Genomic DNA, 25,445 nt, shown 5'->3' on the forward strand with positions numbered 1-25,445 from the left:
TCCGGCTCGGTGCTGTGCGGGAGTTGTTCATGGTCCGCTTCTACCACGTGCGTCTCTCAGGTCAGGGCCAGCACATGGGAGTGCCACGCCGGCAGGTCGACGTACAGACCCGGCGCGAGCAGGCCGTCGCCGTCGCGGTCGTACGTCTGCCCCGCCAGCAGGTCGGTCAGCCGGCAGGCCAGGCCGGCCAGGTCGGACCAGGGCAGCAGGACGAGACCCTGGGCCGGGATGCCGGAGTAGTTGACGATCACGACGTGGCGGGCGCCGGTGCCGGTCCAGCTCCAGGCGAGCAGGTTCCGGTGACTGTCGTTGTCCGGCCATCCGGCGGTGTCCAGCAGCCGCCACTCCCCGTCGCGTACGGCCGCCGCCGCCGGCAGCAAACTGCCGTAGAACGACCGCAGTTGCTCGTCGGCCGGCTCCTGCGGCCCGCGCGAGAGGAACACCGGCAGGCGCACTGTGCGGCCCTCGAACTGGCCCTGGTGCCAGAGCGTCGCGCCGGGCAGCGTGGCGACGGTGACGGCGGCGGCGCGCTCCCGTCCGCCCGGGAGGGTGGCGGCGGCCCGCGGTTCGTCATGGTTCTCCAGGAAGCGGACGAGGCCGCGCTGGTAGGCGAGATCGGCCTGGAGGTGGGTGCGGACCGATCCGGCGTCCTCGTGCACGAGGCGGTCGTAGAGCCGCTTGTCGTAGCAGTGGTCGAAGCCCTGGTGCTGCAGGGTCCATTCGAGGTCCCAGTACGCCTCCGCGACGAAGAGGAGGTCGGGGTGGCGGGCCCGTACCCGCTCGATGACGTACGGCCAGAAGTCCTCGGCCGGGTGCGGTCCGGCCCGGTCGCCCCAGGTCTTGGCGAAGACGTCGTTCATCATCAGCATCGCCATGTCGCAGCGCACGCCGTCGGCCTGGTCGCCGATGGAGATGAGGGTGTCCACGGCGGCGGTGCGCAACTCGTCGCTGAAGGCGTTCAGTTGCACGACGTCGGGCCAGGGGGCGAAGTACGGGTCGCGGCCGCGGGCGTAGATCTGCCCGGAGACCTCGATGAAGGCGTCCGGCGCGGCGGCCAGGTCGTCGGGTGTGCCGTGGATCAGGCAGCCGGGGCGCTCGGTGAGCCAGGGGTGGTCGGGGGCGACGTGGTTGGGGACGTGGTCCAGGATCAACCGCAGGCCGCGCGCTGCGAGTTGGGAACGGGCCTCGGCGAGTCCGGCGGGGGCCGCCGAGGGTGTCGTCGACGACGTAGTCGCGTACGCAGTACGGGGATCCGGCGATGTCCGCCTCGGTGAGGTCGGGCAGGGCGTCGCGGAAGGAGGCGCGCAGGGACTCGTCGCGCAGGGCGATCGCCAGACCGGCCGGGCTGCGCCGCCAGACACCCATCAGCCAGACGGCGTCGATGCCGGGCCGTGCCACCTCGTCCCAGGCGTCGGCGGGTACGTCTGCCAGGGTGACGGGGCGCCCGTACCTCCGGCTCAACTCGCCCAGCCACACGAGGGTGTTGATCTCATGAATCACGGTCATGACAGAGGCTCCTCGTCGCTCGCGCCCATGAACCGTTCGTCCGCGGGCCGCAGGGACTCCCTGCCGCCGCGCTCCACGTCCTCGGCGCTGATGCTGTGGAACAGGGTCGCGGTGGCCGCCACCAGTCCGGTCCAGCCGGTCTGGTGGGAGGCGCCGAGGCCGGCGCCGTTGTCGCCGTGGAAGTACTCGTAGAAGAGGATCAGGTCCTTCCAGTACGGGTCCTTGGCGAACTTGGGCTGGGCCCCGTGCACCGGACGGTGGCCGTCCTCACCGACCAGGAAGGTCGAGGTGAGCCGGTCGGAGATCTCGCGGGCGACCTCGTAGAGATTGAGCTGCCGGCCGGAGCCGGTCGGGCACTCCACCGTGAAGCCGGGGCCGTGGTAGCCGTGCAGGTTCAGCAGCGCGCGGATGATGAGGAGGTTCATCGGGAACCACACCGGGCCACGCCAGTTGGAGTTGCCGCCGAACATGCCGGAGTCGGACTCCGCGGGCAGATAGCCGACGCCGTACTCCTGCCCGTTCACGTCGAAGCGGTACGGGTGCTCCGCGTGGTGGCGGGAGAGGGACCGGATGCCGTGCGGGCCGAGGAACTCCTGCTCGTCGAGCATCCGGGCCAGCACGCGGCGCAGCCGGTCCTCGCCGAACAGGGCGAACAGGAAACGGCCCTTGCGCTCGGGGTCCGCGGGGACCCGCTGCGCGACGACGGCCTCGACGGCCGGGTGCCGCTTGATGAACTCCTGTGCGCCCGCGACCAGTTGGGGGAAGTTCGTCGCCGCCGCGGCGCCGATCACGCTGGTCGCGGCCAGTGGCAGCAGGCCGACCAGGGAGCGCACCTTCAGCCGGGTGGCACTGCCGTCGGGCCGGCGCAGGACGTCGTAGAAGAAGCCGTCCTCCTCGTCCCACAGGGTGGCGTTGTCCTTGCCGATGCGGTTCATGGCGACCGCGATCCAGGCGAAGTGCTCGAAGAGCATCTGGGCCTGCTCGACGTAGACCGGGTTGTCCACGGCGAGTTCGAGGGCGATGTCGAAGAGGTTCTGGCAGTACAGCGCCATCCACGCGGTGCCGTCGGCCTGGTCGAGGTGGCCTCCGGTGGGCAGGGGTGCGCTGCGGTCGAAGACGCCGATGTTGTCGAGGCCGAGGAAGCCGCCCTGGAAGACGTTGTTGCCGTCGACGTCCTTGCGGTTGAGCCACCAGGTGAAGTTCTTCGTCAGCTTCTGGAAGGCGTTCTCCAGGAAGGCGCGGTCCGCGTGGCCGGTGCGGTGCTTCTCGAGCTCGTAGACGAAGAGGACCGCCCAGGCGTGCACCGGCGGGTTGACGTCGCCGAAGTTCCATTCGTAGGCGGGGATCTGCCCGTTGGGATGGAGGTACAGGCGGCGCAGCAGCAGCTCCAGCTGCGACTTGGCGAAGCCGATGTCGATCATCGACAGGGCGATGGTGTGGAAGGCGAGGTCCCAGGCCGCGAACCACGGGTACTCCCACGTGTCCGGCATCGAGATGACCTCGTCGTTGATCATGTGGTACCAGGCGCTGTTGCGGAGGCCGGGGTCGGCGGCGAGCGGATCGACGCCGTGCTCGGCCAGCCAGCGCTCGACGTCGAGGTAGTAGTACTGCTTGCTCCACAGCATCCCGGCGAGGGCCTGCCGCACGAGCCGTCGCTCGTCCTCGCCCATGCCGTCGGGGACGACGTCCTCGTAGAAGGCGTCGGCCTCGCTGCGCCGGGCGTCGAAGGTGACGGCGAAATCGCCCCAGGGATCCGCGAGTTCGGTGTCGGACAGCCGAAGCCGCACGGTGGCGCTCTCGCCGGCGGGGATGACGAGGGTGTGGTGTACGGCCGCCTTGGTGCCGGTCTGCGCCGGGTTGACGGCCGTCGTCTCGCCCTGCACGACGTACCGGTCGATGCCGTCCTTGACGTACGGCGTGGTGTTCGGGCTGCCGAAGATGCGCTCGTCGTTCGTCTCGTTCCCGGTGAACAGGACGGGGGTGTCGGTGTCGAAGTACAGTCGGCGGGGGCCGAGTTCGTCGTGGTCGGCGCGGATGGCGCCGCCCGTGTGCCGCAGGCTCGGCACGGCGGTGCCGTCGGCCCAGGACCAGGTGTGCCGGAACCAGAGCGTCGGCAGCAGGTGGAGGGTCGCCTCGTCGGGCCCGCGGTTGTGCGCGGTGATCTCGATCAGCAGATCCTCGGGACCGGCCTTGGCGTACTCGACGAAGACGTCGAAGTAGCGGTCCTCGTCGAAGACGCCGGTGTCGAGCAGCTCGTACTCGAAGTCGCCGCGCCCGCGGGCCTTGTTGGTGGCGACGAGGTCGGCGTACGGGAACTCGCCTTGCGGGTACTTGTACAGGTACTTCATGTACGAGTGGGTGGGCGTGTTGTCGAGGTGGAAGTAGTACTCCTTGACGTCCTCGCCGTGGTTGCCCTCCTGGTTGGTCAGACCGAACATCCGCTCCTTGAGGATGGGGTCGCGGCCGTTCCACAGGGCGAGCGCGAAGCACAGCCGCTGCTTGTCGTCACTGACGCCCGCGATGCCGTCCTCTCCCCAGCGGTAGGCGCGGGAGCGGGCCTGGTCGTGGGTGAAGTACGCCCAGGCGTCGCCGTCGGCGCTGTAGTCCTCCCGGACGGTCCCCCACTGCCGCTCGCTGAGGTAGGGCCCCCAGCGACGCCAGGCCACCCGCCCGGCGTCCGCCGCCGCGAGCCGCTGCCGCTCGGCACCCGTCGCGCCGCTCATCACCATGGTCCGCCTCCCTCACCAAACCGGCATTGCCCTCAGACTCGGACGTGCCGGACTTGGTCGCAATGGGTGGGGGGCGGAGGGGGGACTTCCTCATGCGAGGGCCGGGCCGGGGCGGAGGACGGCACGCCGACCTTGCGTCCGGATCATGTCGCGGACGCGACGACCGCCGCTCCTTCGGCCCGTCTCGTCTCCCTTACGGACCGGCCTCGGACCTGGGAAAGTCTTTACCGGGGCCCGTACGCCGTGATCGCCTCGGACTGTCATGTCCAGGCGGCCTCTGGGAGGGGCCGTAGGGGTGGGGGGAGCGCAGCCGTGCGCGTCGACGTGGAGAAGTTCGAGACGTGTCCGCAGTGCGCTGCCGACATGCCGGTGGACGACAGGTTCGTCACCTGGTGCGGTGCCTGCGAATGGAACGTCGACCCGGAGCCTCCGCGGCCGGAAGGGGACAGGCTGGAGCGGGCCCGGCGCGCCCTGGCCCGACGGCACGGCGAGAGACTGCTGGCCGAGCTGACGTCCGGCGATCCGCGCACCGGACGCGACGCGCGGCCTCGGCACTCGCCCACGGGATCGCGCTCGCCGTCCACGCCGTCACCCTGGTCCTCGCCATCGGCGGAGTGTGGTGGCTGCCACGCGGATGGGGCAGACCGGGCATGGTCCCCGGGGTGCTCCTCCTGGCTCTGGCCTGGTCTCTCAGACCGCGGGCCCCGCACCTGCCGGACTCGGGCCCCGTGCTGCTGCGCGCGGATGCGCCGGGACTCTACGCACTGGTCGACGAGATCGCCCGGACCGTGGGCACCCGCGGGGTCGACCGGATCGTGGTCGACACGCAGCCGAACGCGAGCGTCAACTCCCACGGGCTGCGCGGGCGGCGGCAACTGACCCTGGGGCTGCCCCTGTGGGAGATCCTCACACCGCAGCAGAGAATCGCTCTGCTCGGCCACGAACTCGCCCACTACAGCAACGGCGACACCCGCCGCGCCCTCGTCGTGTCCCGGGCCTACGCCTCGCTCACGGCCTGGCACTACTACTTCGCCCCGACTCCGGATCCGACGCTCATCGAGATGTTCGTCAATCTGGTCTTCGCGGTGCCGCGCCTGCTCGTCCTGAGCCTGCTGACGCTACTCGACCACCTGACGTTCCGGGCCGCCCAGCGAGCCGAGTACCTGGCGGACCGCGGGGCCGCCTCCGCCGGTTCGACCGCGGCGGCGGAGGAGCTGCTGGACCTGCTCCTGGTCGTGGAGTCCGTCGACGTCGTCCTCCGCCGCGAGGCCAACCGGGCAGCTCTCACCCGGGGGGCGCGGTGTCCGCGCGGCCGAGGACGCGGCCGAGCACGTCTGGGAGAGCCTCCGGGCCCACATGGCCTCGATCCCCGCCCATGAGTACGAGCGCCTGCGACGCGTGGGCGCCCGGCGCGGGCACAGTGTCGACGCGACTCATCCGCCGACCCATCTCAGGCGTACGTGTCTGCTCGCAGGCACGCCGGTCCCCGCCACCGTCCTCACGGACGCCGACGGCGAACGCACCATCACCGGTGAACTGGCCCCGGCACGCACCGCGCTGGCCCGACGGATCGCACGAGAGGGCCTCGACTTCTAGGCAGCCGGTTCCGGAGCCGGAGCCGAGGCGTGCCGGAACAGGTAGCTCCAGGAAGTGCGTTGGGGCGGGCATCCGCGCCCGCGCCGTCAGACCGCCGGACGCAGCCGGTCCAGTTCGCCGCCGATCGCGGCACGCAGCTCGTCGTGGCGCGGGCCGAGCCTGAACCGCTCGTCGCTCCAGCGGTCGGGCGGATACAGCCATACCGGCCTGCCCACCAGCTCGGCCGGCTCCCACTCGAACCGCGGCCAGACATGGGCGTGCAGGAACGGGTCCGTGTTGCCGAGGATCTCCAGGTTGACCCGGCGGAAACCGGGGTCCAGCCGGCGGCAGGCCCGCTCGACCGCTTCTCCGAGCCGGTCCATGCCGGACAGGAACGACAGCCGCTTGGCCCTCGGCAGATCGGACAGCCGCTGGACTCCCGGTTCGTCCGCGAGGAGAACCGAGTACCCGGGCAGGAACTGGACGTCGCCGATCACCGCGAAGCCGGACTCGAGCCGCCGCAGCACTGTCGGGTTCTCGCCCCGCAGAGCGGCCTTGATCCGGTCCTTCCGCCAGTCGTCGGTCATGGCCCGAGCGTACCCGCAAATGATCAAGACCCCTGCTCGCCGGGAAAATCCAAGGGCGGTGATCACGGACGCTCTTCGAGCTGGTGCACCACCTGGGCGGGGTGCGTCGCCTCGCCGGTGGGCCGCCGTCGTCGCCGCGGGGCCCGCCGCCGCCCGCCCGGCCGGGACCGCTCCGGAGGCCGCACCGGCTGCGCCGCTGCTGGCCTGGTCGGCCGAGTCGACGGCGCAGCTGCTGAGCGCGCTGCGCGAGGCCGGCCCGGATCGCGGTTGCCGGACGTGGTGGGGTGCGTCGGAGTCTCCGCAGACGGCCGGTGCCGTCGCCCGGCACCAGGTCCAGGAGGCCACGGTGCACGCGCCTACGACGCCCAGATCACCGTAGGCGCCCCGCAGCCGCTGCCGGACGAGGTGGCACTCGACGGTGTCGACGAGTTCCTGTCCACCTGCTGCGCGGCGACGAGTGCCTGGCCACACGAGGCGGCCGCCGTCGACTACCACGCCACCGAGGGCCGCTCCTGGCGCCTCTCGCTCTCCGCGGACGGCGCGCGGATCACCCGTCTCCCCTCGCCCGTCACCAACTCCGGCGAGGGCTCGGAGGCGGCCGCCGCGGCCGCCCGGGGCACGGCCGGCGAGCTGGTCCTCACCCTGTACGGCCGTATCCCGGTGGACTCCCTGAAGCTCGACGGCGACCGACGTCTCTTCGAACACCGCGACGGCGCGGAGCGCGTGATGCGCGAGCATGTCCGCCGCAGTCACCAAGCCCTGATGGCGGGCATGGACGAGCGGCAGCAAGAGAGCTGAGCGGTACGGGAGTTGTCCGTCAGACGCCCGGCACCGGGAAGAGCATGCAGGTGCTGGTGGCGTGCGCGAGGAGGCGGTCGGCCGGGTCGAGCAGCTGAGCCTCGGCGAGTGCGGTGCGCCGGCCGCTGCTGAGGACGCGGCCGACGGCACGGACCTTGCCCGTGTCGGCCGTGACCGGGCGCAGGAACTTCACGGTCAGGTCGACCGAGGTGTAGCCGATGCCCTGCGGCAGGGTGGACTGCACCGCGCAGCCGGCCGCCGAGTCGAGCATCGTCGCGTAGATCCCGCCGTGGACGCTGCCGATGGGGTTGTAGTGCTCCTCGCCCGGCTCCAGGGAGAACACCGCGTGGCCGTGGTCCACCTCTTCGAGCGCCATGCCCAGGGTGGCGGCGATCGGCGGCGAGGGCAGCCGCCCGGCGAGCATCTCGCGCAGGAAGTGCAGCCCGGAGTCCTGCCCGACGACGGCCGCGGAGATGGCGGGGTCGTCCCAGTCGTACGTACGAGAGCGTTCCATACGGCGGCGCTTCCTCCTCGGTCCCGAGTCCCCTCGTGGACCCTCTGACTACGTTTCTAGAAGCTAGCTCTCTCCTCAGCTGACTGTCAATGACGAAGCCAGGGCTCTAGGATGGCTGCATGAAGTGGCTCGAGACGAGCACCGAGAACTGCACGGTCCAGCGCACCCTGGACCTGGTCGGCGAGAAGTGGACCCTGCTGCTGTTGCGCGACGCCTTCAACGGGGTGCGCCGCTTCGACGACTTCCGCCGCCATGTGGGGCTGTCCGAGGCGGTCCTCGCCGACCGGCTGCGCAAGCTGGTCGCGGCCGGGATTCTGACCGCCGTCCCCTACCAGGAGCGCGGCAGCCGGACCCGCAACGAGTACCGCCTCACCCCCAAGGGCCGCGACCTGTGGCCCGTCCTGGTGGCGCTGCGGCAGTGGGGCGAGACGTACGTCGGCGATCCCGAGGGCCCGGTCCTGGACATCCGCCACCGCGACTGCGGCGCGGCGGTGCGGGTCGTGGTCGAGTGCCCCGACGAGCACACCGCGCTCTCCCCGGCCGAGGTCACGGTCCGGCCGGGACCGGCCGCGCGCCCGCGCGCCTGAGAGCCCCGGGCTCGCCGCCCGAGAGCCCCGGGCTCGCCGTCTCCCGCTCTACGCCGGCTGCCGGGCCGGCTGGGTACGGGCGGAGCGGCGTCTGCGCAGCAGCAGCCGGCGGGCGGGGCCCTCCACCGCCTCGTAGAGGAGCCAGGACAGTCCGAGGGAGAGGGCGAAGGCGACGGCGGTGACCGCGAGTCCGCCGGTCAGGCCGAAGCGGGGCTTGACGCCGATCACGTTGGTCCCGGCGCGCAGCACCAGCAGGTGGACCATGTAGAAGGCGAAGGAGAGCTCGCCGAGTCTGACCAGGCGCCGGCCGCGCCACAGGGAGGGCAGGCCGCGCAGGTCCGCGACGGCCGCCGCCGGGATGAGCAGGGCGAAGCCGATGACGGTGCAGGTGGTGGCCCGGTAGTCGGTGGTGACCTGCGGCACCAGGAAGTAGCCGATGACCGCCAGCGCGAGGGAGGCTTCCAGGCCGGGGCCGCGCCACCGGTCGAGCAGCACCAGGCGGGCGACGGCGACGCCGAGGACGAACTCCGGCAGCCGCGCGAGCGGCAGGGAGTCGATCGGCTGGCTCAGCCAGTGCTGTGCGTTCACCCAGGCCACGGCGAGGACCGCCAGCACCGACAGGCCGGCCACGGCGGCCGCTCCCCGGGCGCCGAGGCGGCGCAGCCCGACCGCCAGCAGCGGGAAGAGGGCGTAGAAGAATGCCTCGCAGGCCAGGGACCAGCTGACCGGGTCCAGGGTCTGCCACCACGGGCGCCACCAGGAGTGCACCAGCAGTACGTTGGCCAGCCCCTGGCCCAACGACGGCATCGACTGGTGCTCGAGGGTGAAGGCCATGAGCAGCGCGATCGCGGCGGTCACCAGGTGCACCGGCAGGACGCGGGCGATGCGCCGCCGCCAGAAGGCGGGGGCGCGGTCGCCCGGCCGGGCGGACCAGGTCAGAACGAACCCGGAGAGCACGAAGAAGAACGACACACCCGTGGCGCCGGCCCCGAACGCCCAGGTGACGACACGACCGCCGGTGCCGTCGAAATAGCGGAAGTTGTTCACGTGCAGTCCGAAGACCAGCAGCGCGGCGACCCAGCGCAGCCCGGTGAGGGAGGGCAGCGAGGCCGGTGGAGCGGGCTTGGAGCCCTTGGCGAGGGCGGTGGTCGAGGTGGCGGGGGGCGTCCTGGTCGCCCTGGTCGCCGTCGTCATCGAATCACCTGCCGGGGGCCGTGCATGGGCGGCATGAAAAGGGGCATGAAGGGGAACGTTGCCCGCTCAGCCCCTTTCAATCCGTCCCGTACCCGACGTCACACCAATGCCAGGAACATCGGTCGCGACTCCGCTCAGTACCGGCCGTGCCCCTTGCCCAGGCGTTCGAGGACAGCACGCGCCATCGCTTCCTCGCCCTTGGCGTTCGGATGCGCGGGGGCGGCGGGCGAGGCCGGCTGGAGCGGTTCGATCCAGCGGACGTCCGGTGCCTTGCACATGTCATGGCCGCGGGTGGGCCCGTAGGTGTCGACGTACTCGGCGTGGTTCAACCCGGCCACCAGCCGGAGCATCAGGTTCAGCCGCTTCCCGGTGTCGCGGAGATACGGGAAGTCCCCGGCCGCGAACGGCACCGCCGGGTAGCAGCCGCTGCCGTCGTCGGGCAGCAGGTCCGGGTAGCCGACGACGAGCACCCGGGCGTGCGGCGCCCTGTCGTGCACGGCCCGCAGCACCGCGTCCACCTTCGGTGCGGTCTTCAGGATGTTGACCGCGAGCTGGTCGTACCCGGACGAGGCGTAGTACTGGCGGCACGGGTCCCCGGCCGGATCCGTGGCCGCGAGCTTGGCGCAGGTGCCGATGATGGAGCCGAAGCCGATGTCGTTGCCGCCGATCTGCACCGTCACGAGGTCGGTGTCCCGGTTCACGGCGTCCAGCTGCGGGCCGTTGGTGCCCTGCGGCTTCCACATCTCCTCGGTCGTCGCGCCGCTGCAGCTCACGTCCTTGAACGCGCCGATCTTGCGTGCCGCCGCGACGAGCGAGGGGTAATTGTGGTCCGAGCGCGCGCAGTTGGCGTCCACCTGCGTCGGAATGACGGGGCCCGAGGTGTAGGAGTCCCCGAGCGCCGCATAGCTGGTGCCGCGGCCGTGTCCGCCGCCGTGCGCGGCGGCCGGCGACGTCGACATCGCCACGAGGGCGCAGCTGCCGAGCGCCACCCCCACCGCGATTCCCTGCCGCCGTCTCGCCGATCTTCCCGAACGTGTTTCGTCCGTCATGCGATCCTCCCCCAGATCCGCCCCCGAAGACGTGGACGTCGCGCGGAACCGGCACACGGGGTGCGGGCGTCACACGCGACGGAGTCTGTATACCGCTCGGTATGTGCCCGCGGATAGAGGCGGGAGGCAGTCGGTACGGCACGGTCGGCGTCGGCACGTCACGGCCGGGCAACCTTGGACGCCATGCCCGTTGGGTCCCCGACCCAGGTGGGTCTATCGTCTGAATCATGGGTCAGGAAAGAGGAGAGCGAGCGTGATGGCGCAGGACGACGCCGTCATCGGCTGTACCGGGCAGGTGCTCATCGGAACACGCGGATCCGCGGGCCCCGGCGAAATCCTGGTGCGCGTCCGAGGCGGCTCCGAGACTTTCCTCGCCTGGTCCGAAGAACCACTGCCTACGGGGGCGACGGTACTCGTGATCGAGTCGCGTGGATGTCGAGAGGTCGGCGTCATCGAGTGGGCGGATCCATTGGACGCGCTCGGCGGTGACACCGTCGGCGCCGACTGAGGAGTAGACAAGAAATGTTCGGATACCGCGTTCCCGCTCCCGACGAGGCGATGCTGATCTCGGGGGGCCGGCGGGGACTGGGGGGCGCGCCGTTCCGAGTCGTGACGGGGCACGGCAAGTTCGTGCCGCCGTTCTTCCGCAAGACCCGCTTCCTGACCCTCTCGATGAACGAGGCCGAGGTCACCGAGACCTGTGTGACCAAGCAGGGCATCGCCCTGAGCGTGCGCGCCGTCATCGCCTTCAAGGTCGGCAACGACAACGAGAGCATCATCAACGCGGGCCAGCGGTTCCTCTCCGACCAGGAACAGATGTCGGTGCTGACCGGGCGCATCTTCGCGGGCCACCTGCGCGCCATCATCGGTTCGATGACGGTCGAGGAGATCGTCACCGAGCGGCAGAAGCTGGCCGCGGAGGTGCTGAACACCTCCAAGATGGAGATGGCGAAGATCGGTCTGATCGTCGACTCGTTGCAGATCCAGTCCATCGACGACGGCGACGCCGGTTACATCGACGCGATGTCCGCGCCACACCGGGCAGCCATCCAGCGGCAGGCCCAGATCGCGCAGGCGCAGGCCACCCAGACGGCGGCTGAGGCGCAGCAGGAGGCGGAGCGCAAGCAGGCCGAGTACGCCCGGCAGACCGCCGTCGTCAAGGCGGAGTACTCGGCCCAGGTGGACCGGGCGCAGGCGCAGGCCGGCCAGGCGGGGCCGCTGGCTCAGGCCCACGCCCAGCAGGAGGTGCTCGCCGCGCAGACCGAACTGGCCGAGCGGCAGGCGAAGTTGCGCCAGCAGCAGCTGGTCGCCGAGGTCGTGAAGCCGGCCGAGGCGGAGGCCGAGCGCATCCGAGTCCTCGCCTCTGCGGAGGCGCAGCGCATGAAGATCCAGGCGGAGGCCGCGGCCTCCTACGACCGCGTCGCGCTCGACCGGATGCTGATCGACCAGCTGCCGCAGATCGTGAAGGAGGCGGCGGGCGGTCTGGCCGGCGCCAACGTCAACGTCCTCAACGGCGCGGACGGTCTGGGCGAGATCGCCGCCGGTCTGGTCTCCCAGGGCCTGACGATCCTCGACTCGGTGCGCCAGAACCTCAACGGTCAGGAGGCCACCGACAACCCCCGTCCCCAGGACGGCGGAAACGGCGGCAACGGCGGGGGGCTGCTGCAGCTGCGCTCGGGCAGGGAGAAGAAGTCGGACGACGGCCCGGTGGACGTGGACTAGCAACTGGCCGTGATCGGCGGGTAGTCGGTGCCGTCGAGGCCCCGGACGCATGTGGGCGTCCGGGGCCTCGACGATGTGCCGATGTGGCGATCTGGCGATCTGGCGATCTGGCGATGTGGCGATGTGGCGTACAACGAACGGGCCCGTCCACGCTGTACGCGTGAACGGGCCCGTGTCCGAGCGCCGGGCAGGCCTTGCACCTGCATTTCCCCGCAGGAAGCGGGGCGTCTTTCCTTGGACCACCAACGCAGCACCAGCCATCCGCAGTTGCGGCGACCAGCTCGTGATCAATCATACCGTACGCATGGCTGCCACGAGGACACACAACTGCCATGAAGCTGTCATACGCGGGCCGGAATGCGCCTCCGTCCGGCACCCGTTCTGACTGACAGGACAGCGAATCCGACTGACGGGACAGCGAAGGAGAACGCATGACCACCGAGGCGACCACGACCGACCTCCACGCCTTCACCGAGAACTGGCTGGAGTGGTACCGCGCGCAGGAGGCCCGGCTCGCCGCTCCGCACGGCTTCCTGGCGATCACCGGCCTGCACTGGCTCGACGAGACGCCGCAGCGCTTCCCGGACGCGCCCGGTGCGTGGCACACCGGCGAGGACGGGGTGGTCGTCACCCTCGACGCCGGTGAGGAACTGGTCGTGGCCGGAACACCGGTGCGCGGGGAGCACCGCTTCGGTGTGATCGCCGAGCGCGGCGGCGTCGAGGCGGTGTGGGGAGACGCCGTCATCGAGGTCGCCAAGCGCGGCGGCAACGACATCGTGCGCCCCAGGCACCCGGACGCTCCGCTGCGCACGGCGTTCACCGGGACACCTGCCTTCGCCCCCGACCCACGCTGGGCCGTGGCGGGCCGCTACGTCCCCTTCGACGAACCGCGGCCGACCACGGTGGGCGCAGCGGTCGAGGGCCTTGAGCATGTCTACGACGCCCCGGGCAGGATCGAGTTCGAACTGGACGGGCGCCGGCTGTCCCTGACCGCGTTCCCCGGACACGGGCCGGGCCGCCTGATGGTCCTCTTCACCGACGCGACCTCCGGCGTCACCACCTACGCCGCCAACCGTTCCCTGTCCCTCGAACCGCCCTCCGCCGACGGCACCGTCGTCCTGGACTTCAACCGCGCCGCGAACCTCCCGTGCGCCTACACGGACCTGGCCACCTGCCCGCTGCCCCCGGCCGAGAACCGACTGGCGGTGGCGATCGAGGCGGGTCTGAAGATTCCCCGGGAGCGAGGCGGGTCCTGAGGCGGGTGCGTCCTCGCACACCCCCGGGGAACGATCAGCTGTCTTCCTTCCCCAGCACGTACAGGTGCGGGAGGTTCACCACGATCGCCTCCTGGGTGCTGCGGGCGATGACGACGACCGCCTCCTCGGCGGGGTCGGGGTTCTCCTCGCGGTGCGGCACGAACGGGGGGACGAAGACGTAGTCGCCGGGGCCGGTGCTCAGCCGTACCTCTTCCGGCCGGGAGCCCGATTCGTCGAGGAAGACGAACTCGGGGTGGCCGCTGACGACGTAGATGGCGGTCTCGGACTCGCCGTGGTGGTGGTCGGAGGAGGAGGTGGAGGGGGCGACGTGGGTCCGGCCCATCCACAGCTTCTCCGAGCCGACCGTCTTCCCGCTGATCGCGGCGAACCGGCGCATGCCTCCGGTCTGGGCGGTGTCACCGTCGAGCGCGTCGGCGCGGATGTGGTGGAGCCGCGTGCGCAGGGGGGCGGCCGGCTCTGCGGCCGCATCTCCGAGGTGGGGGTGGAAACCCTCACCGGGGGTGGTCAAGGGCTCGCTCATGGCTCGGACGCTAGCATCATGTGCGCTGCGCCGCGCTGTCGGCGGCACGGGACGTACTGCGCCTGCTCCTGACCCGCGCTTCAGTGGCACGCGCCTGACGGGTCTGGATGGTTGCCTTGTCAGCTCGTCCTGGAACACGCCAAGTTGGAGCGAGGCGGTCGCCACCGGACCTGTCGGCGGGTCCCGGCGGCGGCCGCCTGCGCCCACCTGTTGTCAGGCCCGGTGGTCAGGCCGGTCGGTGCGTTCGGAGCGGACCCGCTGGGCGACGTCGCGCAGCTTGACGTTGTGGTGCTGGGAGATGCGGCGCATGACGTCGAAGGCGTCGTCCTCGCTCAAGCCGTGGCGTTCCATGAGGATGCCCATGGCCTGGCCGATGGCATGCCGGGTCTCCATGCCGTGCTGGAGCTGGTCGATGGTACGGGCATCGGCCAGGGCGACGGCCGCGTGGGAGGCCAGCAGCCAGCCGGCGGTCTCGATGTCCTTGCCGAAGGCGCCGGGGCGGCTCGCGTACAGATTCAGCGCTCCGAAGTCGTCGTTGTCGGTGTACAGCAGCACCCCGGTCATGCTGCCGACGCCCAGCTCGCGGGCCGCCGCCGCGAAGCGCTCCCAGGTCGGCTGGGGCCGGGTCATGTCCGGGATGCGGAAGACGCGCGCGCCGTCCTTGCGGCGGGCCAGATCGAAGCAGGGTCCCTCCCCCAGCTCGCCCTGCCGCCTGTCGGATTCGGAGACCATGTTCCCGCAGGCGGCGAGGGTCACGGCCTGGCCCTTGCGCACCGCCAGGATCCCGGCCGCCTCGCAGCCCTCCACCAGTTCGACGGCCGCCGCGGCGATCTCGTCGAGCGTCGCCTGGACCGAATCCTGCTCCAGCAGCTTCCGTGCGAGCACCGCCATCTGCTCGGCGTATTCACGCCACTCCACCGTCATCACCTGCCTCTATCACCGGGTGCCGCCACCGTAGCCGAGACGGCCCGGTCCCGGCGGACCTGATACCCGGCCGGTGCGGGCGCACACGGCTGACGTCGCTATTCAGGCGACCGGCGCCCGCCCGCCCGCACCGCTCCCGCGCTCGCCGTGACCATCATCGCGACGGCGCCGCACTGGAACGGCGACAGGCCCTGGCCGAGCACCAGGAAGCCCGCGGCCGCGGCGAAGGCGGGTGCGAGGCTCGTCAGCACGGCGAAGGTCGCCGCGGGGAGGCGTCGCAGCGCGAGCAGTTCGAGGGTGTAGGGCACGGCGGAGCTGAGCACGGCGACGGCGAGTCCGAGGCCGAGGACCGCCGGTTGCAGCAGCCTGCCGCCCGAGACCGCGATGCCCAGAGGCAGGCTGACCAGGGCGGCCACGGTCATCGCGACGGCGAGGCCGTCCAGGCGGGGGAAGCGGGCACCCGCGCGGGCGTTGAGCACGATGTACGCGGCCCACATCGCCCCGGCGCCGAGGGCGAAGGCCACGCCAGCGAGGCTGAGCCGGCCGAAGCCGCCCTGGCCCAGCAGAAAGACACCGGCCAGTGCGAGGCCGGCCCAGAGCAGGCCGGAGGCGCGGCGCGAGACGACGACGGACAGCAGCAGCGGACCGAGCACCTCCAGGGTGACCGCCGCACCCAGCGGGATCCGGTCGATGGACTGGTAGAAGAGGATGTTCATGCCCCCGAGGGCGAGCCCGAACCCGCCCGCCACGCTCCAGTCGGCGGCAGAGTGGCCGCGCAGCCGGGGCCGGGCGACGGCCAGCAGCAGCACCGCCGCGAACGCCACCCGCAGCCCGACCGTGCCGAGAGCCCCCGCCCTCGGGAACACCAGCGCGGCGCAGGCCGACCCGAACTGGACGGACACCGTCCCGCCCAGCACCAGGCCGACGCCGCCGAGGGTGCCGCGGCCTGCGGCGTGCCGGACGAGCGCGGGCGCGGCGGGGGCGGCAGGAACGGCCGGGGAGCTGGGCGCCGTGGCGGACGAGGTACGCGACGAGAAGGTCATGCCCTCACGCTAGGAAACCTTCTCCTCCGCGTGAAATGCCGATTCTGCTGCGGTTATGCTTGTGAGGCATGACCATCGAGCTGCGGCATCTGCGCTCCTTCCTCGTCATCGCCGAGGAGGGCAACATCACCCGCGCCGCCGCCCGCCTGCATGTGGGACAGCCCGCGCTCTCCCGCACCCTGCGCCAGCTCGAGGACCACCTGGGCACCCGCCTCGTCGACCGGTCCACCCACCACCTGGAGCTGACGGCCGAGGGCCGCACCTTCAGCGACAAGGCCGCCGCCGCCCTCGCCGCCGTGGACACCGCCCTGGACCCGCGCGGCGTCCGCAGCTGGCCGCTGCGGCTGGGGCACCCGTGGGCGGCGCTCGGCGACCACACCATCCCGCTCCTGCGCCGCTGGGACGAGACGTACCCGGGCGTCCCCCTGCATCTGCTGCGGATCGACGACCGCACGGCGGGCCTCACACAGGGCAAGGTGGACGCCGCCGTGCTGCGCGGCGCGGTCAATGCGTCCGGGCTGCGCACGCACCTGCTGACGTCGGAGGAGCGGGTGGTGGTCATCCCGGCGGACAGCCCCCTGGCCGAACTGCCCCGGATCACTCTGGCCGACCTCGCGGCCCATCCGATCGCCCTCAACACGGTCTCCGGTACGACGACGACGGACCTGTGGCCGGCGACGGCCCGCCCCGCCGCGACCATCGAGGTGACCAACACCGACGAGTGGCTCTTCGCCATCGCCGCGGGCCGCGCTGTGGGCGTCTCCACGACGGCCACCCCAAGCCATCACACCCACCCGTCCCTGAGCTTCCGGCCCCTCGTGGACGCACCGCCCGTCCCCGTCTTCCTGGCCTGGCGCGAGGGTCCCGGACACCCCGCCCTCCCGGACCTGCTGGCCCTCGCCCACGGGGTCGTCACCGGCGCACAAGCCTGAGCGGCCGGTCGAGCACCGCGACGCTCACACAGCCGTAGGCGAGCACCAGGGCGACGGTCCGTACAGCGTGGGCGATCTGCCAGCGGTCACGGACGCGCGCCCAGTCTCCGGGCGGAGACTGCACGCTCCAGTCCACCTGCTCCATGTTGATGGGCCCGTTGACCACGAGCGAGACCGCAAGGGCCACCAGGAGCAGGCCAAGTGCCCAGGCCAGCCACCGAATTTCGGGACTGCGCTCCGCACGCGCCCGAAGCGCGAGGATCACGACGGCGACGAGCGTCGGCACCAGGAGGACGCCGATGAACCAGGTGAAGGGGGCGTACTCGGCCTGCCGGACGCGGACGTACTCCGGGCCGGTGAAGTCGCGCAGCGCCAGCTCCAGGAAGAGCACGGTGAGCGCGACCCCGGCGAGCATGCCGCAGCCCAGCAGACTCGTGTACCGAACGATCCTGACCAGAACCGGACTCGTCATCGTGCACACTCCCTCGCGGGACTACCCCAGGGTGAGGAGCTCCTCGTGGAAGCCTCCGAACTCCCGCCCCCGGTCTACGAGATGAATCTCCAGTATCCAGTGACAACGCGCCCGGCACGGTCCGTACGGCGCAGCGGGGTGGCATTGGCCGGGGTGATGTACGACTCCGTGTCCGCGCCGTCGATCCTCTCGTGCGGGAACTCGCCGACCAGGTGCCCTGCGTGCCAGCCGCCCAGCTCCCACCCGCGGCCGGCCGCCAGCCGCCCCACCTCGGCGTGGAGCTCCTTCCCGGTGACGTCCCGGTGCTCCTCGAAGAACCGCTTCCCGGCGGCGAAGACCTGCGGCAGGTCGTCGCGCAGCCGTAGCTTGACCGGGTCGCCGCCGAGGACGAAGGTCCGCCCGAAGTCGGCCTCGTACTCCTCGAAGATCGGCCCGAAGTCGGCGAACACGATGTCGTCCGCGCCGATCACCCGGTCCGGTGGGTTCTCCCGGTACGGCATGAGCGTGTTCGGCCCCGAGCGCACGATCCGCTTGTGCCAGTGCCGGGTCGTGCCGAACAGCTCGTTCGCCAGATCCCGCACCCGGTCGCCGACCGCCCGCTCGCCCTGGCCCGGCGCGACCAGCCCGCGCTCCTCGATCTCCGCGAACAGCCGCCCGGCCTTGGCCTGGGCGTCCAGCAGTCGCGCCGCGCGCATGAGCTCGTCGTCCGCCATGCGACCGACGGTAGAGCGGCCGAATTCGCCACGGCAACCGGCAACCGCATCCCCGTTGCCGCGGGTCGCGCTGATCGACCGGCCGTGCTGGTGCTGGTGGTTGATGAGGGCGGTGGGCAAGTGGGGGAAAACGGGGGCCCCACTCCCCACTCGGACAGCGGACGGCCCGATCAGGCCGGTGGCGCCGATGTCGTCGAGCCGGGCGCGGCCGATGTGCCCGACGTGCTCGCGCTCGTCGCGCGGACCAGGCCGGCACCCGTGGCGGACGTGGCAGACGCGCACCTCGGTCACCCTCCTCACCACCGCCCCCACCCGCGCGGTCACCGGACCGCGCCGATCGGCCGAGCTCCGCGTTGCGGCCCCTGGGCCCTCGTACTTGACTTGGCCGAGGGAACGAGAGCCAAGGAGGCATCATGGCGCGCTACCCCATGCGGTGGACGGCGTGTGCGTTGCTGACCGTGGTCGTGGGTGCCGGGACGGCCGGCTGCTCCGACAACGGCAACAGCCCCGGCTCCTCCGCGAGCAAGGCGGCCTCGGCCGCGTCCTCCCTCGCCTCGCGCGGCGCGGACGCCCTCGCCTCGGCGACCGCGTCGGCCGGCAAGAAGCTGGACGAGTTGAAGGGCGGCATAGACGCCAAGGACGCGGTGCGGCTGGGCAGGCCGACGACGGCCGACGGGCGTGCGAGCGTGAAGGTGACCGCCGAGAACTCGGCGTCCTCCACCAAGTCCTTCGGCGTGCAGGTCAACTTCACGGACACCAGCGGCAACACCCTCGACACGGTCGTCGTCACGCTGTCGGACGTCCCGGCCGGCAAGTCCGGCGACGCGACGGCCCGCAGCAACCGTTCGCTCTCCGGCCAGGTGAAGACCGAGGTGGCGCGGGCGCTGCGGTACTGACGCGGTGCTCGCAGCACGGCTGACGCGGAGCTCCACCGCAGGGGCCACCGCCGTCCGCAGCGCGCCCGCAGCCCGGCCCCCGTACCCGCCACGACTCCGCCCGACGAACCCGTACACGAGGCAACACCATGATCCACGCACCCGAAGCCTTCACCGCGCAGGACTACGCGGCCCGTATGCACCGGGCCGCCCGCGCCGCCGCCGACGCCGACCTCACCGGGGTGCTCGTCACGCCCGGCCCCGACCTCGTCTGGCTGTGCGGCTACCGGCCCACGGCGATCACCGAACGCCTCACGCTCCTGGTGCTCACCCAGTACGCCGAGCCGCAGTTGCTGGTACCTGCCCTTGAGCGGCCCGCCGCGGAGGCCGCACCCGGCGCGGGCGCGGTACGCCTCTCCGACTGGCACGACGGGCAGGACCCGTACGCCGCGGCGAGCAGGCTGCTGACCGACGACGGCCGCTACGGCATCTCCGACTCCGCCTGGGCCCTGCACCTCCTCGGCCTGCGGGACACCCTCCCGCGGTCCTCCTACCGCGCCCTGACGACCGCGCTGCCGATGCTGCGCGCGGTGAAGGACGAGCACGAGGTGGCCCGGCTCGCGACGGCGGGCGCGGCGGCCGACGCGGCGTACGAGGAGATCCTCACCGTACGGTTCGCGGGGCGCCGGGAGACCGACGTGGCCGCCGACCTCGCCCGCCTGCTGCGCGAACACGGCCACAGCCAGGTCGACTTCACCGTGGTGGGCTCCGGCCCGAACGGCGCGAACCCGCACCACGAGCCCGGGGAGCGGGTCATCGAGGACGGCGACATGGTCGTCCTGGACTTCGGCGGCCTCAAGCACGGCTACGGCTCCGACACCACCCGCACCGTGCACGTCGGCGAGCCCTCCCCCGAGGAACGCGAGGTTCACGACATCGTGCGCGAGGCCCAGCAGACCGCCTTCGAGGCCGTACGGCCGGGGGTGGCGTGTCAGGAGGTCGACCGCATCGCACGCAGGGTGATCACCGACGCCGGATACGGGCGGCACTTCAGCCACCGCACCGGCCACGGCATCGGCGTCACCACCCACGAACCGCCGTACATGGTCGAAGGCGAGGACCAGCCGCTCGTGCCGGGCATGTGCTTCTCGATCGAACCCGGCATCTACCTGCCCGGCCGCTTCGGCGTGCGTATCGAGGACATCGTCATGTGCACCGAGGACGGCGGCCGGCGTCTGAACGACGCTCCCCACGAGATGGCCGTCGTCGCTTGAACACCAACCCGAACCGGATGACCGTCGCCACCTGACGGTTGGCGCGGAGCCCTAGGAGTTCTCATGACCGAGACGATGCCCGACTTCGCCGACCGCACCGATTTCGAGGACGCCGACCGCGGCCTGGTGGCGTCCCCTGCCACCGGCACCATCACCGCGGACGACGGCAGGGTGGTGTGGAGCTTCGACGACACCGCCTTCCTGGACGGCGAGCGCCCCGACACCGTCCACGCCGGCCTGTGGCGCCAGTCCCAACTCTGCGCCCGCGCGGGCCTGTACGAGGTCACCGACGGCATCTACCAGATCCGCGGCTACGACCTCTCGAACATGACGCTGATCGAAGGCGAACGCGGCGTCATCGTCGTCGACCCCCTGATCTCGGCGGAGTGCGCACGGGCCGGACTGGAGCTGTACCGCTCCCGGCGCGGGGACCGCCCCGTCACGGCCGTCGTCTTCACGCACTCCCACATCGACCACTTCGGCGGCGTCCACGGCGTGATCGCTCCCGGCGCCGACGTGCCGGTCCTGGCCCCCGAGGGCTTCATGGAGCACTCCGTCGCCGAGAACGTCTACGCCGGTACGGCCATGCTGCGCCGCGGCATGTACCACACGGGCGCCACCCTCGACCGCGGACCGACCGGCCTGGTCGGCACCGGACTCGGCTTCACCGCGTCCACCGGTACGCCCGGACTGATCCGCGAGACCCTGACCGTCCGGCACACCGGCCAGGAGGAGGCCCTCGACGGCGTCCTGTTCCGCTTCCAGATGACCCCGGACACCGAGGCGCCCTCGGAGATGAACTTCCTGCTTCCCGGGCGCCGGGCCCTGTGCATGGCCGAGAACGCCACCCACAACCTGCACAACATCCTGACCCTGCGCGGCGCGGTGGTCCGCGACGCCCGCATCTGGTCCCGCTACCTCCACGAGGCGCTGGAACTGTTCGCCCACGAGTCCGACGTCCTCTTCGCCTCCCACCACTGGCCGACCTGGGGCCGCGACCGCATCCGCACCTTCCTCTCCGAACAACGCGATCTCTACGGCTACTTGCACGACCAGACCCTGCGCCTGGCCAACCAAGGGCACACCGGTACCGAGATCGCCGAACTCCTGGAGCTTCCACCCGCCCTCACCCGAGCCTGGCACGCACGCGGCTACTACGGCTCCGTCAGCCACAACGTCAAGGCCGTCTACCAGCGCTACATGGGCTGGTACGACGGCAACCCGGCCTCCCTGTGGGAACACCCGCCGGTCGAGACGGCGAAGCGCTACGTCGACTGCATCGGCGGCATCGACGCCGTACTGGAAAAGGGCCGCGGCTACCTGGAGGCGGGCGACCTCCGCTTCGCCGCACAACTCCTCAAGCACGCCGTCTTCGCGGCCCCCGACAACACCGACGCCAAGGAACTGCTGGCGCAGACCTTCGAACGACTCGCCCACGGCGCCGAGTGCGCCACCTGGCGCAACAACTACCTCACCGGAGCACAGGAGTTGCGTCAGGGGGTCAAGCACACCGCTCTCGGAGCCGTCAGCATGGTCGGCGCGCTCTCCGTCGAGCAGGTCTTCGACTCCCTCGCCATCCGCGTCAACGGCCCCCGCGCATGGGACGAAGACCTCACCCTGCACTGGCACTTCACCGACCTCGGCGAGATGTACCGCATGACCCTCCACAACGGCGTCCTCATCCACTCCCGCACCGGCGCACCGGCCGACGGGGCGGACCTCGGCCTCACCCTCACGAAGGCGGACCTGGTGGGCATGCTGGCGGGCAAGGGCCTGGAGACCATCCGGCACACGGGCGACCCGACGGCGCTGAAGACGCTGCTGTCGGTCCTCGACGCCCCGGACCCGGACTTCGCGATCGTCACGCCGTGACGCCGGGCGGGCCTTCGGCCGGGGCGAACCGGTAGCCGGTGAAGTCGGCGACCGGGACGTAACCGATGCGCTGGTAAAGGGCGTTGCTGGTGGCGTTGTCGGGGTTGGTGAACAGCACGACGTCGGTGGCGCCGGCGTCCAGCGCGGCGCGGCTCACCTCGACGGTGACCGCGCCCGCGTAGCCGCGCCCGCGCAGGTGGGCGGGGGTGTAGACAGGGTCCACCCGGATCATCCCGCCGACCATCGACGTCGACCCGGCCATGGAGACGGGGGTGCCGTCCGGGGTCTCCCAGAAGGTGAAGTGCTTGTCGGCGAAGCGTGAGACGGCCCAGGCGTCGGAGTCCATGGAGGGGGCCTCACCGACGTCGGCGACGAACTCACTGCAGAACCGGACGAGTTGCGCATGGTCCCGCGTGCCCACGGCGCGCCCGCTGCCTTCCGGGCGCGGCCGAGGTGGATTGAGGGTGCCGAGCCGGTGGGGACGCCCCCACCAGTGGGCCACGGCCGTAACGCCGGCCGCGTGCCGCTGCCATGCCTCGGCGAACGCGGCGGCGGTGTCGTGGTCCGCGGTGACACCGGAGAGGGCGTGGCCGAGGCCGGCGAGACGGGCGGCGAGTGTGTCGGCGTACTCGGGGAGGAGGGGGGTGAGGGTCACGCTGAGGGCCGGAAGGCGATAGAAGACGGCGCGAACCTCGCCTGCCGTCTCCAGGTGACCGAAAAGGGGAGCAGCTCCGGGGCCGGGGCCGAACGCGTCCGCCCCGCGCGTACGCAGTCTCTCGATCGTGGTGAGCGGCGTGTTGTGCAGGGCGGGACGCAAACGCAGGAAGTCTCCGGCGCGGGCGAGGAACTCGTGGATGTCGTCGGTGAGGTGCCAGTCATCCGGGCGCATGGTTCATGATCCCTGATGTGTTTGTTCGGATGCATCTCTTCGGATGCATAGGATCGCCGACATGGCACTGCGACCTGTCATGGTGAACATCAAGGCTCTCGATGCCTCGGCGGTCGGCCGGTTCTGGGCGGAGGCCCTCGGCTGGAGTGCCTACAGCCCGGGCGTGACCACCTACGTCGGACCCGCCGGCGGCCTCGTCTGGCCGGACCCGGTAGCCCTCGGCATCGACGTCGTCCCCGTCCCGGGGCCCAGGACGGCGACGAAGAACCGCGTGCACCTCGACCTCGCCACCACCACTGCGGCCCATCAGGCGGACCTGATCGCGCGTCTCGAGGCGCTGGGCGCGACGCCCGCCCAGGTCGGCCAGGGCGACGTGCCGTGGACGGTCCTCGCCGACCCGGAGGGCAACGAGTTCTGCGTGCTGGAGCCCCGGGAGGTCTACCGGGACACCGGGCCGATCGCCGCAGTGGTGGTCGACTGCGTGGATCCGCGGGCCATGGCCCGCTTCTGGGACGAAGCGCTGGACTGGACCCTGCACGAAGTGACCGACGATCAAGCGGTGTTCCGCTCCGCCAAGGGCGTCGGACCGTATCTCGAATTCCTCCGCACACCCGGCGTGAAGACCGTGCCGGACCGCGTCCACCTCGACCTGCTGCCCCGCCCGGGCGACGACGAGGAAGCGGAGGTGACCCGACTCCGAGCCCTCGGCGCCACCGACCTCGACCTCGGCCAGGGCGACGTCCCATGGACCTGCCTGACCGACCCGGAGGGCCACGAGTTCTGCGTGCTTGCCCCGTCCTGACGTCCGCGCCGCCGTACCGGACCGTCCGAGGTCACACAGAACCGTCAGAGCTGATTGATCACAGCGGATTGATCACAGCGGGTTGAGGCGGGCCTTGAGCAGGCAGAACTCGTTGCCCTCGGGGTCGGCGAGGACGTGCCACTGCTCCTCGCCGGTCTGGCCGATGTCGGCCGGACGCGCGCCGAGCTTCAGGAGGCGTTCGAGTTCGGCGTCCTGATCGCGGTCGGTGGGGTTGACGTCGAGGTGCAGCCGGGGCTTGCCCTTCTCCGGCTCGTCCCTGCGGCTGAGGATGATCGTCGGCTGCGGTCCGCCGAATCCTTCGCGCGGCCCGATCTCGAGCGTGCCGTCGTCTTCGCGGTCGAGCACCACGAAGTCCAGGACCTCGCACCAGAACCGCGCCAGCACCTCGGGATCGCGGCAACCGAGCACGAGCTCACTGATACGACATGCCATGGACGAGACCTACTCTCGGCGAGGGAACACGCTGGACACGCGCTCGAGACCGTAGCGGGCGACGTGATCGAGCGCGAAGCGTTTTTGGCGTCCTCACCGCGAGCGAAGCCGAGGGGGGACATGCCCCCTTTGCCGCCACTTGGTACGACCGCTGATCACTCGCTGACGGGTCGCAGCAGGACGTACGGGGGCCGGCAGGCGAAACCCCCGCACGTCTGGGGGCTAGGCCGCCCTGGGGCGCCCGGCACGCCGGTCCGAGGTGAGCTCCTGTGCGTCCTCGTGAAGGAAGCCCTCGTCCTCCCCGAAGTCGGGGGCCTGGAAGGGGTTCGTCGCGGGAGGCGGCGATGCCGCGGCGGCACCGCGGGGCTGCCCTTCCGGGGCGGAGAACAGCGACGTCGGTTCGATGAGAGGTCTCCCTTTGGTTACAGATCCCCGAAAGGGACCTGGCGTGCCACGACCAGCGGTTCTAAAGCTTGGTCATCTTGGCGTACGGGCTCAGGATCCGCATCCGCGTCGAGCCGAAATCCACGAGCGCCGCGATTCCGTCCTCGATGCCGATCACGCGGCCGAGGCCGTAGACATCGTGCGTGACCTGGTCACCCACGGCGAAATGCTTGGGAGCCGGGGCGACCGGAGCCTTGAACGGGCTGGTGGGCAGATGGCGCTTGGAAGCAGCAGGCTTTGTCATTGACCACAGTATGCGCCTACGAAGTGGGACAGTGGTAGCTGATCCTTGGACTCCCCTCCAGCGGGAGCTCAGCCCGCGGCCGGCTGGTGGACAGGCGGCCTGGGGCGGTTCGGCGTCAAAGAAGTCCGAACCGGCCGTACCCTTCTTGGTGTCTACAGCGTCACATAGCGGGCGCCAAACACTGGAGGCTTTACCTCGTGCTGATCGCTCAGCGTCCGTCCTTGACCGAAGAGGTCGTCGACGAGTTCCGTTCCCGGTTCGTGATCGAGCCGCTGGAGCCGGGCTTCGGCTACACCCTCGGCAACTCGCTCCGCCGCACGCTCCTCTCCTCGATTCCGGGTGCGGCCGTCACGTCCATCCGTATCGACGGTGTCCTGCACGAGTTCACCACCGTGCCGGGCGTCAAGGAGGACGTCACCGACCTGATCCTCAACATCAAGCAGCTGGTCG

The 25,445-nt window shown here is 71.1% G+C and carries 23 protein-coding genes and 4 pseudogenes; 13 read left to right on the forward strand and 14 right to left on the reverse strand.

What is annotated here, in order from left to right; all coding sequences use genetic code 11:
* Window positions 1-56: 56 nt before the first annotated feature.
* Window positions 57-1,506, reverse strand: a pseudogene (locus ACIBN2_RS19950) (alpha-amylase family glycosyl hydrolase).
* A complete protein-coding gene (locus ACIBN2_RS19955) occupies window positions 1,503-4,235 on the reverse strand; it encodes an MGH1-like glycoside hydrolase domain-containing protein (protein WP_399135795.1) in 2,733 nt (910 codons plus the stop codon). Before ACIBN2_RS19955 ends, ACIBN2_RS19950 begins: the two are co-directional and overlap by 4 nt.
* Window positions 4,236-4,897: 662 nt before the next feature.
* Between ACIBN2_RS19955 and ACIBN2_RS19960 the strand changes: the two genes are divergently transcribed.
* Together ACIBN2_RS19960 and ACIBN2_RS19965 are read left to right on the forward strand one after the other, a co-directional pair.
* Window positions 4,898-5,614 carry a M48 family metallopeptidase gene (locus ACIBN2_RS19960; RefSeq protein WP_399135796.1) on the forward strand — a complete coding sequence of 239 codons (717 nt, stop codon included), beginning with the start codon at window positions 4,898-4,900 and terminating at the stop codon, window positions 5,612-5,614.
* On the forward strand, window positions 5,592-5,831 hold the full coding sequence (locus ACIBN2_RS19965) for a hypothetical protein (protein WP_399135797.1): 240 nt from the start codon (window positions 5,592-5,594) through the stop codon (window positions 5,829-5,831). The genes ACIBN2_RS19960 and ACIBN2_RS19965 overlap by 23 nt, the downstream gene beginning before the upstream one ends.
* A gap of 86 nt (window positions 5,832-5,917) precedes the next feature.
* Here ACIBN2_RS19965 and ACIBN2_RS19970 read toward each other — a convergent pair whose 3' ends face one another.
* Window positions 5,918-6,397 carry an HIT family protein gene (locus ACIBN2_RS19970; protein WP_399135798.1) on the reverse strand — a complete coding sequence of 160 codons (480 nt, stop codon included), beginning with the start codon at window positions 6,395-6,397 and terminating at the stop codon, window positions 5,918-5,920.
* A gap of 80 nt (window positions 6,398-6,477) precedes the next feature.
* On the opposite strand from ACIBN2_RS19970, the pseudogene ACIBN2_RS19975 reads away from it, so the two are divergent.
* Window positions 6,478-7,195: pseudogene (locus ACIBN2_RS19975) on the forward strand (maleylpyruvate isomerase family mycothiol-dependent enzyme).
* Window positions 7,196-7,214: 19 nt separating this feature from the next.
* Here the strand turns inward: ACIBN2_RS19975 and ACIBN2_RS19980 are convergent.
* Entirely contained in the window at window positions 7,215-7,709 is a 495-nt protein-coding gene (locus tag ACIBN2_RS19980) for a PaaI family thioesterase (protein ID WP_399135799.1), read from the reverse strand.
* A gap of 119 nt (window positions 7,710-7,828) precedes the next feature.
* On the opposite strand from ACIBN2_RS19980, the gene ACIBN2_RS19985 reads away from it, so the two are divergent.
* On the forward strand, window positions 7,829-8,296 hold the full coding sequence (locus ACIBN2_RS19985; RefSeq protein ID WP_399135800.1) for a winged helix-turn-helix transcriptional regulator: 468 nt from the start codon (window positions 7,829-7,831) through the stop codon (window positions 8,294-8,296).
* Window positions 8,297-8,344: 48 nt separating this feature from the next.
* Here the strand turns inward: ACIBN2_RS19985 and ACIBN2_RS19990 are convergent, their stop codons facing one another.
* Both ACIBN2_RS19990 and ACIBN2_RS19995 read right to left on the reverse strand, forming a co-directional pair.
* A complete protein-coding gene (locus ACIBN2_RS19990) occupies window positions 8,345-9,490 on the reverse strand; it encodes an acyltransferase family protein (RefSeq protein WP_399135801.1) in 1,146 nt (381 codons plus the stop codon).
* A 134-nt stretch (window positions 9,491-9,624) separates the two neighbouring features.
* The gene (locus tag ACIBN2_RS19995) at window positions 9,625-10,539 is read right to left on the reverse strand and encodes an SGNH/GDSL hydrolase family protein (RefSeq protein ID WP_399135802.1); all 915 of its coding nucleotides are present in this window, start codon (window positions 10,537-10,539) and stop codon (window positions 9,625-9,627) included.
* A gap of 256 nt (window positions 10,540-10,795) precedes the next feature.
* On the opposite strand from ACIBN2_RS19995, the gene ACIBN2_RS20000 reads away from it, so the two are divergent.
* The 3 genes from ACIBN2_RS20000 (at window position 10,796) to ACIBN2_RS20010 (ending at window position 13,517) form a co-directional block, all read left to right on the forward strand.
* Window positions 10,796-11,047, forward strand: a complete 252-nt coding sequence (locus tag ACIBN2_RS20000) for a hypothetical protein (RefSeq protein WP_399135803.1) — start codon at window positions 10,796-10,798, stop codon at window positions 11,045-11,047.
* A 14-nt stretch (window positions 11,048-11,061) separates the two neighbouring features.
* Window positions 11,062-12,261, forward strand: coding sequence for an SPFH domain-containing protein (locus ACIBN2_RS20005; RefSeq protein WP_399135804.1), 1,200 nt, complete (start codon window positions 11,062-11,064; stop codon window positions 12,259-12,261).
* Between the two features lie 431 nt (window positions 12,262-12,692).
* Window positions 12,693-13,517, forward strand: coding sequence for a DUF1684 domain-containing protein (locus tag ACIBN2_RS20010; RefSeq protein ID WP_399135805.1), 825 nt, complete (start codon window positions 12,693-12,695; stop codon window positions 13,515-13,517).
* A gap of 34 nt (window positions 13,518-13,551) precedes the next feature.
* On the opposite strand, the gene ACIBN2_RS20015 is transcribed toward ACIBN2_RS20010, so the two are convergent.
* From ACIBN2_RS20015 to ACIBN2_RS20025, 3 genes are all read right to left on the reverse strand, one after another.
* Window positions 13,552-14,058, reverse strand: a complete 507-nt coding sequence (locus tag ACIBN2_RS20015; protein ID WP_399135806.1) for a cupin domain-containing protein — start codon at window positions 14,056-14,058, stop codon at window positions 13,552-13,554.
* A gap of 213 nt (window positions 14,059-14,271) precedes the next feature.
* Entirely contained in the window at window positions 14,272-14,982 is a 711-nt protein-coding gene (locus ACIBN2_RS20020; protein ID WP_399135807.1) for a GAF and ANTAR domain-containing protein, read from the reverse strand.
* A 98-nt stretch (window positions 14,983-15,080) separates the two neighbouring features.
* A complete protein-coding gene (locus ACIBN2_RS20025) occupies window positions 15,081-16,025 on the reverse strand; it encodes an EamA family transporter (RefSeq protein ID WP_399135808.1) in 945 nt (314 codons plus the stop codon).
* Between the two features lie 68 nt (window positions 16,026-16,093).
* Between ACIBN2_RS20025 and ACIBN2_RS20030 the strand changes: the two genes are divergently transcribed.
* Entirely contained in the window at window positions 16,094-16,957 is an 864-nt protein-coding gene (locus ACIBN2_RS20030) for a LysR family transcriptional regulator (RefSeq protein WP_399135809.1), read from the forward strand.
* Here the strand turns inward: ACIBN2_RS20030 and ACIBN2_RS20035 are convergent.
* On the reverse strand, window positions 16,938-17,429 hold the full coding sequence (locus ACIBN2_RS20035) for an anthrone oxygenase family protein (protein ID WP_399135810.1): 492 nt from the start codon (window positions 17,427-17,429) through the stop codon (window positions 16,938-16,940). The genes ACIBN2_RS20030 and ACIBN2_RS20035 overlap by 20 nt on opposite strands.
* A 21-nt stretch (window positions 17,430-17,450) precedes the next feature.
* Window positions 17,451-18,142 (reverse strand): annotated as a pseudogene (locus ACIBN2_RS20040) (M24 family metallopeptidase).
* Window positions 18,143-18,555: 413 nt separating this feature from the next.
* Between ACIBN2_RS20040 and ACIBN2_RS20045 the strand changes: the two are divergent.
* The 3 genes from ACIBN2_RS20045 (at window position 18,556) to ACIBN2_RS20055 (ending at window position 22,163) form a co-directional block, all read left to right on the forward strand.
* Window positions 18,556-19,038 carry a hypothetical protein gene (locus ACIBN2_RS20045; RefSeq protein ID WP_399135811.1) on the forward strand — a complete coding sequence of 161 codons (483 nt, stop codon included), beginning with the start codon at window positions 18,556-18,558 and terminating at the stop codon, window positions 19,036-19,038.
* Window positions 19,039-19,166: 128 nt separating this feature from the next.
* Entirely contained in the window at window positions 19,167-20,291 is a 1,125-nt protein-coding gene (locus ACIBN2_RS20050; protein WP_399135812.1) for a M24 family metallopeptidase, read from the forward strand.
* Between the two features lie 63 nt (window positions 20,292-20,354).
* Window positions 20,355-22,163 carry an alkyl/aryl-sulfatase gene (locus tag ACIBN2_RS20055; protein ID WP_399135813.1) on the forward strand — a complete coding sequence of 603 codons (1,809 nt, stop codon included), beginning with the start codon at window positions 20,355-20,357 and terminating at the stop codon, window positions 22,161-22,163.
* On the opposite strand, the gene ACIBN2_RS20060 is transcribed toward ACIBN2_RS20055, so the two are convergent.
* Window positions 22,153-23,052, reverse strand: coding sequence for a GNAT family N-acetyltransferase (locus tag ACIBN2_RS20060; protein ID WP_399135814.1), 900 nt, complete (start codon window positions 23,050-23,052; stop codon window positions 22,153-22,155). The genes ACIBN2_RS20055 and ACIBN2_RS20060 overlap by 11 nt on opposite strands.
* 61 nt (window positions 23,053-23,113) lie before the next feature.
* Here ACIBN2_RS20060 and ACIBN2_RS20065 point away from each other — a divergent pair, with 61 nt between their 5' ends.
* On the forward strand, window positions 23,114-23,854 hold the full coding sequence (locus ACIBN2_RS20065; protein ID WP_399135815.1) for a VOC family protein: 741 nt from the start codon (window positions 23,114-23,116) through the stop codon (window positions 23,852-23,854).
* A gap of 72 nt (window positions 23,855-23,926) precedes the next feature.
* Here the strand turns inward: ACIBN2_RS20065 and ACIBN2_RS20070 are convergent, their stop codons facing one another.
* Together ACIBN2_RS20070 and ACIBN2_RS20075 are read right to left on the reverse strand one after the other, a co-directional pair.
* Window positions 23,927-24,307, reverse strand: a complete 381-nt coding sequence (locus tag ACIBN2_RS20070; protein WP_399135816.1) for a VOC family protein — start codon at window positions 24,305-24,307, stop codon at window positions 23,927-23,929.
* Window positions 24,308-24,773: 466 nt separating this feature from the next.
* Window positions 24,774-24,995, reverse strand: a complete 222-nt coding sequence (locus ACIBN2_RS20075; RefSeq protein WP_393871122.1) for a hypothetical protein — start codon at window positions 24,993-24,995, stop codon at window positions 24,774-24,776.
* Window positions 24,996-25,192: 197 nt separating this feature from the next.
* Between ACIBN2_RS20075 and ACIBN2_RS20080 the strand changes: the two are divergent.
* Window positions 25,193-25,445 (forward strand): annotated as a pseudogene (locus ACIBN2_RS20080) (DNA-directed RNA polymerase subunit alpha); the annotation flags it as partial.

Source organism: Streptomyces sp. NPDC050534 (genome assembly GCF_044457745.1).
In the GTDB taxonomy this organism is placed as follows: Bacteria; Actinomycetota; Actinomycetes; order Streptomycetales; family Streptomycetaceae; genus Streptomyces.